Consider the following 12,921-nt stretch of genomic DNA (forward strand, 5'->3'; position numbering starts at 1 on the left):
ACCCGGCCCGGAAGGGCAAGACCTCGGCGGACAGGCCCCGGAAAGACGCCCGGGGCGGGTGTGAAGACTTCGGTCTGCTGAGTCCCTCGACCCGGTCAGCGCCTCGGATCGCTACGCCCCTCCGGTTCGGGTGGCGGGTGCGGGTGGGTGGGGGTCTTACATAGGCCGCCCACGATCGCTACGCCCTACTGGTTCGGGTGGCGGGTGCGGGTGGGTGGGGGGTGGGCCGGCTGCGATCGCTACGCCCCTCCGGTCGGTTCGGCGGGTGTGGGTTCGTGGGGGGCGGGCAGGGGGCGTCAGGGTCGTGCCCGTGTCGTGCCCGTCGTCCGGCGGCGGCGCCCTACGCTCACGAAGATGACGTCCAGCACCCCGGAATTCACCCCTCAGAAGGTCACCACCTTCCTGATGTTCGAGGGGCAGGCCGAAGAGGCCATGACCTTCTACCTCTCGCTCTTCGACGACGCCGAGGTCCTCCACATGGCCCGGTACGGCCCGGACACTCCCGGCCACGGCAAGGAGGGCACCGTCCAGCACGCCACCTTCGCCCTGGCCGGCCAGCAGTTCATGTGCATCGACAGCCCCGCCCACCACGAGTTCGGCTTCACCCCGGCCGTCTCCCTCTTCGTCCGGTGTGACTCGGAGGCGGAGCTCGACCGGCTCTACGCCGCCCTCACCGAGGGCGGCGGCGCGACCCTGATGCCCCCCGACTCGTACGGTTTCAGCCCCAGGTTCGCCTGGGTCAACGACCGCTTCGGCGTCTCCTGGCAGCTCAACCTCCCCGCCTGAGCGAGGGGTCGGGCCCGATCCGGCCCCGGGTGCGGGCCGCCGGGGCGGGCCGGGCTCCGCCCTCGATGCGGGTGGCCGTACGGATTCGCGGCGGCACAACGTATGCGAGTGCGGTGTATGGGCGGATCGTCCTACTGGAATTGGCCATGTGCATGTCGGATGATCACGAGTCGATGTGCAGGAACAGGTGCATCCGGTTCACGCCGCATCGGCGCCGGCCGGGTGCCCTGACAGAGGAGGCCCGCCCGTGACCGCTGTTCCGCCGCTCTTCTCCCCCATACCTCCGGCGATCCACCCCGAGCACGCCGCCATCGACCTGCGGACGGCCGACTGGGCCGAGGCCCACCGGATCGGGTCGGACGAGCTGCGCCGCCGGCTCGTACGGCACGGGATCGGCACCTTCGCCGCGCGCGTCGTCCCCTGCGGCCGCAGGGACGTGGTGCAGACGCTGGCCGACTTCGTGATGTGGCTGTTCGGCCTGGACGACGGGGTCTGCGAGGAGAGTGACCTCGGCCGCAGCCCGGGTGAACTGACCGGGATCCTGCACCGGTTGCTGCGCGTGGCGCAGGCCCCGGACGCGCCGCTCCTGCCCGACGATCCACTCGCCGGCGCCCTGCGCGACCTGCGCACCCGGATCGACCGCCAGGGCACGGCGGGCCAGGCGGCGCGCTGGGTCGCCTGCCTGCGCGAGTACGCCTTCTCCGTGGTCTGGGAGGCCTCGCACCGCAGCGCGGGCACGGTGCCCAGCCTTTCCGACTACACCCTGATGCGCCTCTACGACGGGGCGACCACCGTCGTGTTCCCCCTGCTGGAGATGGCCCACGGGTACGAACTCCAGCCGCACGAGCGCGACCACCGCGCCGTCCGCGCCGCCGAGGAGATGGCCTCGTTCGTCATCACCTGGGACAACGACATCCTCTCCGACCACAAGGAGCGCCGGACCGCGCGCGGCTACTACCTCAACGTGCTGCGGGTCCTGGAGGCCCAGGGGCTCGACCACGAGCAGGCCATGACCACCGCCGTCGCCCAACGGGACCGGGTGCTGTCCCACTTCGTCCGCGTGGCCGACCACCTCGCCGAGACCGGCAGTCCGCAGCTGCGCGAGTACATGGCGGGCCTGCGCTCCTTCGTGCGGGGTTCGCAGGACTGGGGCATCAGCTCGGTCCGCTACACCACCCCCGACGACCCGGCGGGCCTGCCGACCGGGTTCTGCGACAGCCCCACCGACGACCGTCCCGAGCCGCTGGGCATCGACACGATCGCCTGGTGGTGGGACGTCCTGCCGGGCGCACCGTCCCGGGCCGCGCTCCTGCCGACCCAGCGCCCGCGCCGCGGCGGACTCGTCCGGGTCCGGTGAGGCGCGGCCGGACAGGAGGGCGCCGAGGACCGCACGGACGGCGTCGGGGCGCCTTCCGGGTGGTTTCCGGGCCCGGGCGGGGCGGCGGCGGCCGCGTGGCCGCCCGGCGGTGCCAGAGTGCTGCCCGGCCGGGCGGCGTGAGCCCCGGCGGGGTCCGCCCGCCGGTGTCTTCGAGGAGCCCGTGCCGTCGATGTCCACGTGCCGGGTCCTCGGGGTGGTCCGTCCGCTCCGTTCCGTCCGGCTTCCGGGCCGTGAATGCGAAGGTGCCGCGTGATGAACCAGCCCGTCTGCCGCGCTACCCCTCACACCGTGGGCCGTGCCCGGGGCGGAGGACCCGCCGCTCGACGGCGGCCGCCTCCTGGCCGGCACGACCGTCGCGCTGTTCCTCACCGGGGTGCTCGGGGCCCCCGCGGCGTACGCCCAGGACTTCGCCCCGCCGGTCAACTACCCGGTGGGCAACGCGCCGCAGTCGGTCGCCACGGGCGACTTCAACGGCGACGGCGCTCTCGACCTCGTCACCGCGAACCCCGGCAGCGACGACGTGTCGGTCCTCCTGAACACGGGTGCGGGGACGTTCGGCACCGCCACGAACTTCGACGTGGGCGCCCTGCCGGTCTCGGTGGCGGTGGCGGACGTGGACGGCGACGGCGACGCCGACCTCGTCGTCGCGAACGCGGTGGACGACGACGTCTCGGTGCTGTTGGGCAACGGGACCGGTGGGTTCGGCACGCCGACGGACTTCCCCGCGGGCGACGTGCCCGTCTCGGTGGCGGTGGGCGACCTCGACGACGACGGCAACCTCGACCTGGCCGTCGCGAACGCCGGCGGCAACGACGTGTCGGTGCTGCTGGGCAACGGGAACGGCACGTTCGACACGGCCGTGAACTACCCCGTGAGCCAGACCCCCTTCTGGGTGGCGACGGGGGACCTCGACGGCGACGGCGATCTGGACCTCGCCGTGGCGAACTCGGGCAGCGACACCGCGTCGGTGCTGCTGAACACGGGTTCGGGTACGTTCGCCACGGCCGTGGACTACCCCGTGGGCGACAACCCGTTCTCGGTGGCCGTGGGCGACGTCAACGGCGACGGCCGCCCCGACCTGGCCACCGCGAACCTCGACGCCGACACCGTGTCGGTCCTGCTGAACACCGGCTCCGGGACGTTCGGCACCGCCACGCCCTACCCGGTCGGCGACGCGCCGTTCACCGTGGCCATGGCCGACCTCGACGGCGACGGCGATCTGGACCTCGCCGTGACGAACGAGGGCGGCGACAGCGTGTCGGTGCTGCCGAACAACGGCTCCGGCACCTTCGGCACGGCCGACGACCACGCCGCGGGCGACGCCCCGACCGGAATGGCGGTGGCCGACCTCAACGGTGACGCCCGCCCCGACCTGGCCACCGCGAACGCCAACGGCAACGACGTGTCGGTCCTGCTGGCGGTCAGGGCCGCCTCGACCACCGCGCTGGTCTCCTCGCTCAACCCGTCCACCGTCGGGCAGCCCGTGACCTTCACCGCCACGGTGACCGGGGCCGAGGGCACCCCCACCGGCACCGTCACCTTCAAGGACGGCGCCACCACGATCGGCACCGACACCCTCGACGCCATGGGCACGGCGGCCCTCACCACGTCCGCCCTCACGGTCGGGACCCACGCCATCACCGCTGTGTACGGCGGGAACGGCACCTACGCACCCTCCACCAGCAACACCGTGAACCAGGTCGTGAACCCCCTGACCTGTGCCAACGCCACTCCGACCATCGTCGGGACGGACCGTGCGGACAACCTCGTCGGTACCCCCGGCAACGACGTGATCTTCGCGCTCCGGGGCAACGACACGGTCAGTGGCCTCGGCGGTGACGACCTCGTCTGCGCCGGGCCGGGCAACGACACCGTCTCCGGCGGCACGGGCGACGACCGCGTCGAAGGCGGCTCCGGCAACGACCTGATCATGGGCAACGACAACAACGACACCCTGCTCGGCGGCGACAACAACGACACCATCAACGGCAACGCCGGGAACGACGCCCTCTTCGGCGAAGCGGGCAACGACCGCCTCGACGGCGGCGTCGGCACCAACACCAACAACGGCGGCCCCGGCCGCAACACGTGCAGCAACCCCGCCGTCGGCCCGGGCTGCCTCTAGACACGGAACGAGGGCGGCCTCTGCCCGAGCCCCCCAGCAGGAGCTGGGGGGCTCGGGCACGTGCCTGACCGGGGGGATCCGAAGGGGTCGGCTCAGGTCCGGGCGACGACGGTCATCGGGACGCGGTCGGCGTGCGCGACGGCCGAGGCGACCTCCCGCGGCGTCTGACCGGGCACGGGCTCCAGCCGCCACCGGCGCAGGATCGTGGCGATCGCGATGGTGGCCTCGGTCCAGACGAACAGGTCGCCGATGCACTTGCGGTTGCCCGCCCCGAACGGGACGTACGCCTGCCGGCCGGGCCCCGCCGCCTGCCGATCCGGCAGCCACCGGTCCGGGTCGAACCGGTCGGCGTTCTCGTACAGCTCCGGATCGCGGTGCAGGGCGTACAGGCTGAAGGCCACCTCGGTGCCGGTCGGCAGCGCGGTGCCGCCCAGCGTCACCGGCTCGGTCGTGCGCCGCATCAGGAGCGTGACGCCGTGCAGCCGGAGCACCTCGTCGATCACGCGCCGGACGCCCTGCAGTTCCGGCACGTGCGCGGCGGTCACCGGGCCGTCGCCGACCACGCGCCCGATCTCGGCGACCAGTTCCGCCTCGACGTCGGGGCGGGCGCCCAGCTCGTGGAAGGTCCAGGCGAGCGTCGCGGCGGTGGTCTCCGCGCCGGCGAACAGGAGGGTCGCCAGCTCGTCGCGCACCTGCACGTCCGTCAGCCCGGCACCGCCCTCCGGGTCGTTGGCGGCCAGCAGCAGGGACAGCAGGTCGTCGTGGCCGGTGGGTCCGGCCGCGCGCGAGGTGGCCACCACCTCGTCGATGACCGCGCGCAGGCCGGCCGCCGCCCGGTCGAAGCGGCGGTTCGCGGGGATCGGCAGCCGGTCCAGCGCCGCGGGGGAGGCGGCGCGTATGAGGAGGTTGGCCAGCAGGACCGGCAGGTTCGTGCGCACCGCCTCGACGGCCGGCAGGCCGATGTCGGTGGAGAACAGGGTCCGGGCCAGCGTCTCGACGGCGTACCCCGCCATGACCTGCTCCAGGTCGACCACGTCCCCCGGGGACCAGGAGTCCGCCAGCGCCTGTGCGTTGGCGCTCATCGTCTCCGAGTACCCCGCGATGCGGTCGCGGGAGAACATCGGCTGGATCATGCGCCGGTGCTTGCGGTGCAGCTCGCCGTCGGAGTTGGCCAGGCCGTTCCCGGCCAGGGGCCGCAGCCGGTCGAAGAAACGTCCCTTCTCGAACGAACCCGCCTGGCGAACCGTCACTTCATGGACCAGTTCCGGTGTGGTCGCCACGTACATCGGCAGCGTCCCCAAGTCCACGCGCACCAGGTCACCGTGCCGGCGCAGCGACGACAGGAAGCCCAGCGGGTCGCGCCACAGGGCCAGCGCGTGGCCCAGCAGCGGAAGGCCGCCCGGTGCGCGGGGGACGGAGGTGTGGGGCCGCGGCCCGGCGACGTGGGTCATGCGGATCGGTTCCTTCCCGTGGGGGTTGCGTCGAACATGATCCCCCGGTCGGCCCCGGTACCGGGCGGCGGCCCGGTTTCCCGCCCCCGGCGCGCGCCTGACGGTCTTGCAGGGGTCGCGGCGCCCAGCTATCTTGCATTGCATGGTTCCTGGTATCGCAAAGAACGAGGCGGAGGGCGGCCGGGTCCCCAGCCAGCTCCGCAAGGGGGTGCTGGAGTACTGCGTCCTCGCACTCATGAGGGACGGGCCGCGCTACGGGGTGGAGCTCCTCACCGAGCTCTCCGCGGTCAGCGTCATGACCACCAGTCAGGGCACGATCTACCCCCTGCTGTCGCGGCTGCGCCGCGAGGGGTACGTCGACACCGAGCTGCGCGAGTCCCCCAGCGGCCCGCCGCGCCGGTACTACACCCTCACGGCCGTGGGCCGGGCGGCCCTCGCCGAGTTCACCCAGGCGTGGCCGCTGTTCCGGGACGCCGTCGACCACTTTCTCCACGACCCGCAGGGGGATTCCGCATGAACGCCATCGAGAACCCGCTGGTGACCGCCTACCTCGCCGCCGTCGAGCGCGAGACGGCCGTCCTGCCCGTCGACCGCCGCGCCGAGCTCCTCGCCGACCTGCGCGAGCACATCGAGGTCAGCGACACCGACGACGACGAGCGCCTGCGCCAGGTGCTCGCCGAGCTCGGCGACCCCCGCACGGTCGCCGCCTCCGCCCTCGCCGAGGAGCCCGTCCCCGCCACCGCCCCGGCGGCCCCCGCCGAGAACGGCACGCGCACCCGCCTGACTGTCGGCCTGCTCGCCGGCGCCGGCATCCTGGTCCTGCTCAACTCCTACGTCGGCACCCTGGCCCTGATCGCCGGTCTGGTCCTGCTGTGGACCTCCGGTCAGTGGGGCACCCGACCCAAGCTGGTCGCCACCGCCGCCTGCGCGGCCGTCCCCGTCGCCCTGCTCCTGGGGGCGTTCCTGCTCGCCGTCGGCCGCCTCGGCGCGGTGGAACTCCTCGTGATCGCCGCGACCTCGCTGCTCGTGCCGGTCCTGGGCGCCGCCGCCCTGCTGCGGGCCGCCCGCCCCTGACCGGGCGGGGGCCGGAGCCCGGGCCACCGCAGAAGAAGCTCAAGTCCGTTGTCCCGGACGGTCTTCCCGCATACGGTCGCGCCATGACCGGCACGAACTGGCACGTCCTCGTCGAGGAACGCCGCAACGAGACCTACCTCGTCGACACGCGGACGGTGGCATCCACCCACATGTCCCTCTACTTCAGCGACCCCGTCGACGGCGGCCGGGAGGGCGCGGCCGAGCTCGCCGAGGAACTGGCCCGCACGTTCGTCCCCGACTGGATGGCCGCCGCCGGTCGCCCGGGCGACGCCCCGGCCCGCACCGCGTACCTCACCACCGACGGCACCTGGCTGGTCACCCTCGACCAGGACCGCGGCGGCCGGACCGCCGTCCTGCGCATCCACCCGGCCCGCCTCATGCACCGGTCCGAGCAGGCCCCGGCCCCGCGCGAGCCCCTGTTCAAGGGCCTGCGCCGGGTCCTGTCCCGCGAAGCCCCGCAGCCCGCACCCGCACCGTGACCCGGGCGGGTGCTCCCGCGCCGGTGCGGGCCGCTCGCCTCAGCGCCACTGCTCGGAGGGCTTCAGGCCGGGGAGGGGCTTGCCGATCACGGCCAGCGGGACGAAGAAGTTGACCTGGCCGATGGCCAGCGCCAGCGTGGTGAGCGCGGTCTCGTCGTAGACCGCCGCGGCCCGCTCGTACAGCGCGTCCGGCACCCGCTCGCCGCGGTCGCCGCCCACCAGCACCGCCTCGACCAGCTCCAGCGCGACCGCTTCGGCCTCGCTGAAGTACGGCGCGTCCCGCCACGAGGCGACCGCGGTGATGCGTTCCTCGGTGACGCCGTCCTTGCGGAGGCTGTCGGTGTGCATCACGGTCAGGTAGGTGTTGCCGACGATCTGCCCGGCCCGCAGCTGCATGAGGTCGATGGTCGTCTTGGCGACCGAACCGTTGGTCACGGCCTTGTACAGCGCCCCGGCCACGGCCCCCAGCTCGGGCACGAGGCGCGCCGGGTTCGGCAGCCGCGACTCGGCGGCGGCGCGGGTGGTGGCCGCGGCGCGGGTGGTGGTGGCGGTGGTCTGCGTGACGTCGGTCATGTCGCTCATCTCGTTTCCTCCGGGCTCTGCGTCCTGCTCTCACCCCACTGACGGACCCCGCCCCGCCGATGTGACGGCCGTGCGGAGGAGATGTCGAAGCCACTCTCCGAGGAGGACGGACGGCCGGGGCCGCCGGGGTCCGCCCCCGTGCCCTGCACCCGGTCAGGCCGGACCGTCGCCGATGAACTCGAGCAGGTCCTGGTTGACCTGCTCGGCGTGGCTGATGCAGATGCCGTGGCCCGCCAGGGGGTACTCCTTGTAGACGTTGTCCGGCACCAGCGCCGCGAGCCGCCGTCCGCACAGCTCGACGGGCGCGGACGCGTCGGCGGCCCCGTGGACGATCAGCGTCGGCACCCGCAGCGCGGCGGCCTCCTCGCGCAGGTCGGTGGCGAACCCGGTCCTGACCACCTCCAGGGCGGCCTTCGCCGAGCAGTCGAGGCACTTCTGCACCGTCCACGCCACGAGTTCGGAGGAGACCCGGTTGCCCAGGTGCGTCGCGAAGAAGGCCTGCGCGTTCTGGGCCATCCACCGCGGCCGGTCCGCGGTCCGCTCCGGTGTCACGGCCTCGAAGAGCTTCGCGTCGATCCCGTCCGGGTTGTCCGCGGTCCGGGCCATCAGCGGCGCGGTGGCCGAGACCAGCGCCACCCGGGCCACCCGGTCGTAGCCGTGCCGGGACAGGTACCGGATGACCTCCCCGCCGCCCATCGAGTGCGCGACGAGCGTCACCCCGCGCAGGTTGAGGTGGTCGAGCAGGGCCGCCAGGTCGTCGGCGAGGGTGTCGTAGTCGTAGCCGTGCCCCACCCAGTCCGAGCGGCCGTGCCCGCGCTTGTCGAACGCGATGCAGCGCAGTCCCCGCTCGGACAGCGGGAGCATCTGGAACTCCCAGGCGCTGCTGCCGAGCCACGCCCCGGACACGAACACCACCGGCTCGCCCCGGCCCCAGTCGGTGGAGAAGAGCTGCGTCCCGTCGTGTCCCTCGAAGTACGGCATGAGCGATCCCTCCCTGGTGGCCGACCGACCCGTCGTCGTCGCGTGACCACTCTGGCCGGCCACCGGCCAACGGGTCGATTACCCCTGGGGTAACTCCACAGCCGCGTCCGAGGTGCGGAAAGCGCAGTTCAGCGCCCTTCCGGACAGCTTGTTGCGTCCGGAGGGAGCCAAACAGGGAGCCACCGGCCGTCATCAGGCCTTCCGTTCACCTTCCACCGGGACGCTCGGGCCCGCACGGAAAAGGTCGTCCATCCTGCGAGGAGGCACAATCGGGGCCATGACCACTGGACAGGCTGACAGCGCCTTATGGACCTCGGCGCGGATCGCGGCCCGCAAGCTGATCAGCGCCCACGATCAGTTGCCTGACGGCCGCGCTGACCGCGAGCGGCGATTTGCGACTTGGAACGTCTCAGAACCCATGGGTGAAGGTTCTCTGCACACGCTGGTGGCCCTGGGGTTGTTTGCCGAGGCACGGGAAGCTGAGACAGGTCCTGGGAAGACAGCAGGATCACGTATCGCCGATGTGCGTCTCTCGGTTCTCGCAGCACGGATCGAGAGGTGGCCCAAGTATGAACTCCTCGCGGGGCTACCAGAGCCCATCGGGAGTGGGACCGACGAGGTCCTTAAGAATGTCGTCACTGTTCTCATCCGCTCGGGAGAAGAACAGGCAGCACTCGCTCTCGAGCGATTCAGCCGGGTCGCACGAGCGGTCCTGGTCGCGCTTCAGGACCGCCAGCCACATGACCCGACCTGCGGTGAAGTGGTAGCGGGGCTCTGAATCACGAAGCCAGGGATACGGCGTGGATATCGGCACCGACCGGAGCGGAGCGGCCCCGTTACCCCTGGGGTAAGGCCGGACCCGTCACCCTGAGATCGTTGGTGGTCCGGACCCTCGACGCGGACGGCATTCGGGAGACGAGTTGATCACCGAGTACCAGCAGCGACTGCGCGAGCGCTACATCGCGGCCACCGTCATGCCGGCCCCGGAGCCGTGGCGGCCGGTGCCGGACCACGGCATCGCCGTCGGGGGTCTGCTCGGCGTCGGCTTCGCCGTCCATCCCGGCAGCGGGCACGACCTCGTCATGGCCGTGTCCAGCACCGGCTACGGACTCTTCGACGCGGTCACCGGCGAACGGGTCGCCCGCGACCGCGATCCGGACCCCGACACCAGCACTCCGGACGCGTCGCCGGAGCTCACCTGTCCCGGTCTCGGCCCGATCGAGGGCACGCCGGTGCGGATCGCCGGGCTCTTCGGCGGCGGCCTGCACCGCACCACACCGGACGGCTGGACCCTGGACGTCGTCAGCCCCGAGTGGCCCCACGACCGCGTCATCCTCTCCGCCGACGGCGGGTCCCACAAGGGCCCGGCGGGAGGCACGTGGTGGCACGTCTTCCACTCCGAGTGCTCGGAACTCCGCGCCGCCGGTTTCTCCCCCTCCGGCCTGACCCTGGCGGTCGCCACCAGCAGCGACCTCACCCTCTGGACCCGACCCGGGCTCCACTTCGACGGCTGAGCGGCGCGGCGTCGTGGTCGCGGTCACGCTCGCGGCCGGCGAGGTACTCCCGGACGAGCCGACCGAGTACGTCGCCCTCATGGGCGCGCTCGTCGAAGACGGCCCGCCGGAGGGCCGTGCGCTGGCTCGGTCTTGTTCCGGTGCTCCTCACGCCCGTACGGCAGCCGGAACCACTCGCGACGGTCCGCCACGCCCGGGCGCGGACCCGCGGCGGGCTCGGGCTACGGGACGTTCCAGGCGGAGATGACCGGTTGGCCGTCTTCGGTGGCCAGGAAGCTGAGGGTGCCCGGATGCGGGTGTCCCAGCAGTCGGCTCGCGGACGCGTCGAGGCCGAGCCAGCGGACGGTGAGCACGCGGGCGAGGTGGCCGTGCGCGACGACGGCGACATCCCCCTCGGCCAGCAGCGGACGGACGCGGTCGAGCACCGCGTCCGTGCGCGCGGCCACCTGCTGGAGCTGCTCGCCGGGATGGTCGTCGTCGCCGGGAACGACGCCGTCCCGCCACAGGTCCCAGCCCGGCCTCGACTCCCTGATCTGCTCGGCGGTCAGTCCCTCGTAGCCCCCGTAGTCCCATTCCAGCAGGTCCGGATTGGGCTCGGCGCCGGTCAGACCGGCCAGCTCCGCCGTCCGCACGGCGCGGCTCAGCGGACTGCTGAACACGGCGGCCAGCGGGCGGTCGGCCAGCCTCGGGGCCAGGGCCCTGGCCGCCGCCTCACCCGCGTCGGTCAGCCCCACGTCGGTCCGGCCGGCGTGCCGGCCCGACAGGCTCCACTCCGTCTGGCCGTGCCTGATCACTACGAGCTCACCCATGCCCGCGCACGCTACCCGATCGGTCGCCCGTCGGGGGTGCCCGCTCCGTGCGGCCCTTCGGCGTCGGTCCCGGGCTTCGCGGAGAGGACGTCGCGGGCCTGTTCGGCGGCGCGCACGATGCTCTCGGAGACGAAGTCGAGGAAGCGGGCGATGTTCTCGAAGCGGGTGCCGGCCGGGGTGCCGTGGCCGAGGACGCCGGCGCCCTGCCGTGCGGTCTCGACGAGTTGGGCCGTGGAGCGGGCGCTGGCCATCATCGACCGGTACCAGATGTCGTCGTCCACGACGTACCGGTCGCGGCGGCGCTCGTCGCGTTCCCGGCGGACCAGGCCCTGTTCCTCGAGGAACGCGACCGCCTTGGAGATGGACGCCGGGCTCACCTGGAGGCGCTGGACGAGTTCGGAGGCGGTGAGGCTGCCCGAGTCCGTGGTGCAGAGACAGGCCAGCACTCGGGCCATCATCTTGGGTACGCCGGACGCCATGAGGACGGTGGTGAACACCTCCTCGTACGCCCGCACCTCGGCGGCGTCGCGTCCGTCGGCCCGCGGGGGCGTGCCCGGCTCCCGGGGCGCGGCCTGCCTGCGGCGCTGGGCGCGGTGTTCGGTGGCGCGGTGGGCGAGGTCGGCCCGGTAGCCGGTGGGGCCGCCGTTGCGCATCACCTCGCGCGTGACGGTCGAGGTCGGGCGGTCGAGGCGCCTGGCGATCTCCGCGTAGGCGAGGCCGTCGGCCAGCCCCAGCGCGATCTGCTGGCGTTCCTGCTGGGTGAGTCTGCCTCCCGGCATCGGGTCTCCTTCGTGCTGCGTGGTGGGCCGAGCTTAGCCTTCAGCTTCATCTCATTGCAACGTCAGGTGGCAGGTTGTTGCGTTAGTCGTCAGGGTCGTTGCAATGAAAATGTGGCTCTGACCTGCATAGATTCTGATTTCATGCAACGAGTATGTTGCTCGATCCTTGAATGCAACGTAGCTTTTCGCTCATCAGAAACGGCGAGGGCAACAAGGCCCCCGCCGCTGGAGAAGGAGAAACGTCATGCAGAAGTTCGCCACCGCCGCCCCGGTCTCCGCCGTCGTCGACGTCCCGGCCGGTCGTATCCGGTTCATCGCCGCCGACCGCGTGGACACCGTGGTGGAGGTCCTGCCCGCGGACGCCGCGAAGGGCCGGGACGTGAAGGCGGCCGAGCAGGTCGAGGTCCGCTACGCCGACGGCGTCCTGCGGATCGTGGCCGCCGAGGGCGGGAACCGGGTGCTGGGCAACTCGGGTGCGGTCGAGGTGACGGTGCAGCTGCCGGCCGGCTCCCACGTCGAGGCGACGGCGGCCGCCGCCGAACTCCGCGGCGTCGGACGGCTGGGCGACGTGGCCTTCCGGGCCGCGCAGGCCACCGTCAAGCTCGACGAGACCGCCGGCGCCCGCCTCGCCCTGCAGGCCGGCGACGTCACCGTCGGCCGCCTCGCCGGCCCGGCCGACATCACCACGCAGAAGGGCGACCTGCGCATCACCGAGGCCGTCGCCGGCACGGTCACCCTGCGCACCGAACACGGCCGCATCGAGGTCGGCGCCGCCCGCGGCGTCTCCGCCACCCTCGACGCCGGCACCGCCTACGGCCGCATCCACAACACCCTCAACAACACCCACGGCACCGACGCCGCCCTGAACATCCACGCCACCACCTCCTACGGCGACATCACCGCCCGCAGCCTCTGAGCAGCGGCCCCGCCCCCCGACGCGAC

The 12,921-nt window shown here is 72.6% G+C and carries 14 protein-coding genes; 9 read left to right on the top strand and 5 right to left on the bottom strand.

Annotation, left to right across the window (positions count from 1 at the left end; all coding sequences use genetic code 11):
- Positions 1-354: 354 nt before the first annotated feature.
- From ACIQCH_RS30570 to ACIQCH_RS30580, 3 genes are all read left to right on the top strand, one after another.
- Positions 355-786: a VOC family protein gene (locus ACIQCH_RS30570; RefSeq protein ID WP_402586202.1), complete on the top strand. Its 432-nt coding sequence runs from the start codon at positions 355-357 to the stop codon at positions 784-786.
- Between the two features lie 247 nt (positions 787-1,033).
- Positions 1,034-2,143: a selina-4(15),7(11)-diene synthase gene (locus ACIQCH_RS30575; RefSeq protein WP_402586204.1), complete on the top strand. Its 1,110-nt coding sequence runs from the start codon at positions 1,034-1,036 to the stop codon at positions 2,141-2,143.
- 316 nt (positions 2,144-2,459) lie between these two features.
- Complete coding sequence (locus ACIQCH_RS30580; RefSeq protein WP_402586206.1) at positions 2,460-4,289, top strand: FG-GAP-like repeat-containing protein; 1,830 nt, start codon at positions 2,460-2,462, stop codon at positions 4,287-4,289.
- 92 nt (positions 4,290-4,381) lie between these two features.
- Here ACIQCH_RS30580 and ACIQCH_RS30585 read toward each other — a convergent pair whose 3' ends face one another.
- On the bottom strand, positions 4,382-5,740 hold the full coding sequence (locus ACIQCH_RS30585) for a cytochrome P450 (RefSeq protein WP_402586208.1): 1,359 nt from the start codon (positions 5,738-5,740) through the stop codon (positions 4,382-4,384).
- A 142-nt stretch (positions 5,741-5,882) separates the two neighbouring features.
- On the opposite strand from ACIQCH_RS30585, the gene ACIQCH_RS30590 reads away from it, so the two are divergent.
- The 3 genes from ACIQCH_RS30590 (at position 5,883) to ACIQCH_RS30600 (ending at position 7,314) form a co-directional block, all read left to right on the top strand.
- Positions 5,883-6,257, top strand: a complete 375-nt coding sequence (locus ACIQCH_RS30590) for a PadR family transcriptional regulator (protein ID WP_402586210.1) — start codon at positions 5,883-5,885, stop codon at positions 6,255-6,257.
- Positions 6,254-6,814 carry an HAAS signaling domain-containing protein gene (locus tag ACIQCH_RS30595; RefSeq protein ID WP_402586212.1) on the top strand — a complete coding sequence of 187 codons (561 nt, stop codon included), beginning with the start codon at positions 6,254-6,256 and terminating at the stop codon, positions 6,812-6,814. The genes ACIQCH_RS30590 and ACIQCH_RS30595 overlap by 4 nt, the downstream gene beginning before the upstream one ends.
- A gap of 83 nt (positions 6,815-6,897) precedes the next feature.
- A complete protein-coding gene (locus tag ACIQCH_RS30600) occupies positions 6,898-7,314 on the top strand; it encodes a hypothetical protein (protein ID WP_402586214.1) in 417 nt (138 codons plus the stop codon).
- 39 nt (positions 7,315-7,353) lie between these two features.
- On the opposite strand, the gene ACIQCH_RS30605 is transcribed toward ACIQCH_RS30600, so the two are convergent.
- Both ACIQCH_RS30605 and ACIQCH_RS30610 read right to left on the bottom strand, forming a co-directional pair.
- Positions 7,354-7,887 (bottom strand): carboxymuconolactone decarboxylase family protein, encoded by a 534-nt coding sequence (locus tag ACIQCH_RS30605; RefSeq protein WP_402586269.1) that lies wholly within the window; start codon positions 7,885-7,887, stop codon positions 7,354-7,356.
- Positions 7,888-8,049: 162 nt separating this feature from the next.
- Positions 8,050-8,877: an alpha/beta fold hydrolase gene (locus ACIQCH_RS30610; protein ID WP_402586216.1), complete on the bottom strand. Its 828-nt coding sequence runs from the start codon at positions 8,875-8,877 to the stop codon at positions 8,050-8,052.
- A 277-nt stretch (positions 8,878-9,154) separates the two neighbouring features.
- Here ACIQCH_RS30610 and ACIQCH_RS30615 point away from each other — a divergent pair, with 277 nt between their 5' ends.
- Together ACIQCH_RS30615 and ACIQCH_RS30620 are read left to right on the top strand one after the other, a co-directional pair.
- Positions 9,155-9,655: a hypothetical protein gene (locus ACIQCH_RS30615; RefSeq protein WP_402586218.1), complete on the top strand. Its 501-nt coding sequence runs from the start codon at positions 9,155-9,157 to the stop codon at positions 9,653-9,655.
- A gap of 142 nt (positions 9,656-9,797) precedes the next feature.
- Positions 9,798-10,391, top strand: coding sequence for a hypothetical protein (locus ACIQCH_RS30620; RefSeq protein ID WP_402586220.1), 594 nt, complete (start codon positions 9,798-9,800; stop codon positions 10,389-10,391).
- Positions 10,392-10,612: 221 nt separating this feature from the next.
- Here ACIQCH_RS30620 and ACIQCH_RS30625 read toward each other — a convergent pair whose 3' ends face one another.
- Complete coding sequence (locus ACIQCH_RS30625) at positions 10,613-11,200, bottom strand: histidine phosphatase family protein (RefSeq protein ID WP_402586222.1); 588 nt, start codon at positions 11,198-11,200, stop codon at positions 10,613-10,615.
- A gap of 11 nt (positions 11,201-11,211) precedes the next feature.
- Entirely contained in the window at positions 11,212-11,979 is a 768-nt protein-coding gene (locus ACIQCH_RS30630) for a helix-turn-helix domain-containing protein (RefSeq protein WP_402586223.1), read from the bottom strand.
- A 244-nt stretch (positions 11,980-12,223) separates the two neighbouring features.
- On the opposite strand from ACIQCH_RS30630, the gene ACIQCH_RS30635 reads away from it, so the two are divergent.
- Positions 12,224-12,895, top strand: a complete 672-nt coding sequence (locus ACIQCH_RS30635) for a DUF4097 family beta strand repeat-containing protein (protein ID WP_402586225.1) — start codon at positions 12,224-12,226, stop codon at positions 12,893-12,895.
- The last annotated feature ends 26 nt before the right edge of the window (positions 12,896-12,921 follow it).

The sequence above is a fragment of the Streptomyces sp. NPDC093225 genome (assembly GCF_044753805.1).
Classification (GTDB): Bacteria; Actinomycetota; Actinomycetes; order Streptomycetales; family Streptomycetaceae; genus Streptomyces.

Bases quoted from the DNA above. Each gene is read 5' to 3' on its own strand.
- ACIQCH_RS30635 (WP_402586225.1), top strand. From the start codon at position 12,224: ATGCAGAAGTTCGCCACCGCCGCCCCGGTCTCCGCCGTCGTCGACGTC.
- ACIQCH_RS30605 (WP_402586269.1), bottom strand. From the start codon at position 7,887: ATGACCGACGTCACGCAGACCACCGCCACCACCACCCGCGCCGCGGCC.
- ACIQCH_RS30590 (WP_402586210.1), top strand. From the start codon at position 5,883: ATGGTTCCTGGTATCGCAAAGAACGAGGCGGAGGGCGGCCGGGTCCCC.
- ACIQCH_RS30630 (WP_402586223.1), bottom strand. From the start codon at position 11,979: ATGCCGGGAGGCAGACTCACCCAGCAGGAACGCCAGCAGATCGCGCTG.
- ACIQCH_RS30595 (WP_402586212.1), top strand. From the start codon at position 6,254: ATGAACGCCATCGAGAACCCGCTGGTGACCGCCTACCTCGCCGCCGTC.
- ACIQCH_RS30615 (WP_402586218.1), top strand. From the start codon at position 9,155: ATGACCACTGGACAGGCTGACAGCGCCTTATGGACCTCGGCGCGGATC.
- ACIQCH_RS30625 (WP_402586222.1), bottom strand. From the start codon at position 11,200: ATGGGTGAGCTCGTAGTGATCAGGCACGGCCAGACGGAGTGGAGCCTG.
- ACIQCH_RS30570 (WP_402586202.1), top strand. From the start codon at position 355: ATGACGTCCAGCACCCCGGAATTCACCCCTCAGAAGGTCACCACCTTC.
- ACIQCH_RS30585 (WP_402586208.1), bottom strand. From the start codon at position 5,740: ATGACCCACGTCGCCGGGCCGCGGCCCCACACCTCCGTCCCCCGCGCA.
- ACIQCH_RS30600 (WP_402586214.1), top strand. From the start codon at position 6,898: ATGACCGGCACGAACTGGCACGTCCTCGTCGAGGAACGCCGCAACGAG.
- ACIQCH_RS30610 (WP_402586216.1), bottom strand. From the start codon at position 8,877: ATGCCGTACTTCGAGGGACACGACGGGACGCAGCTCTTCTCCACCGAC.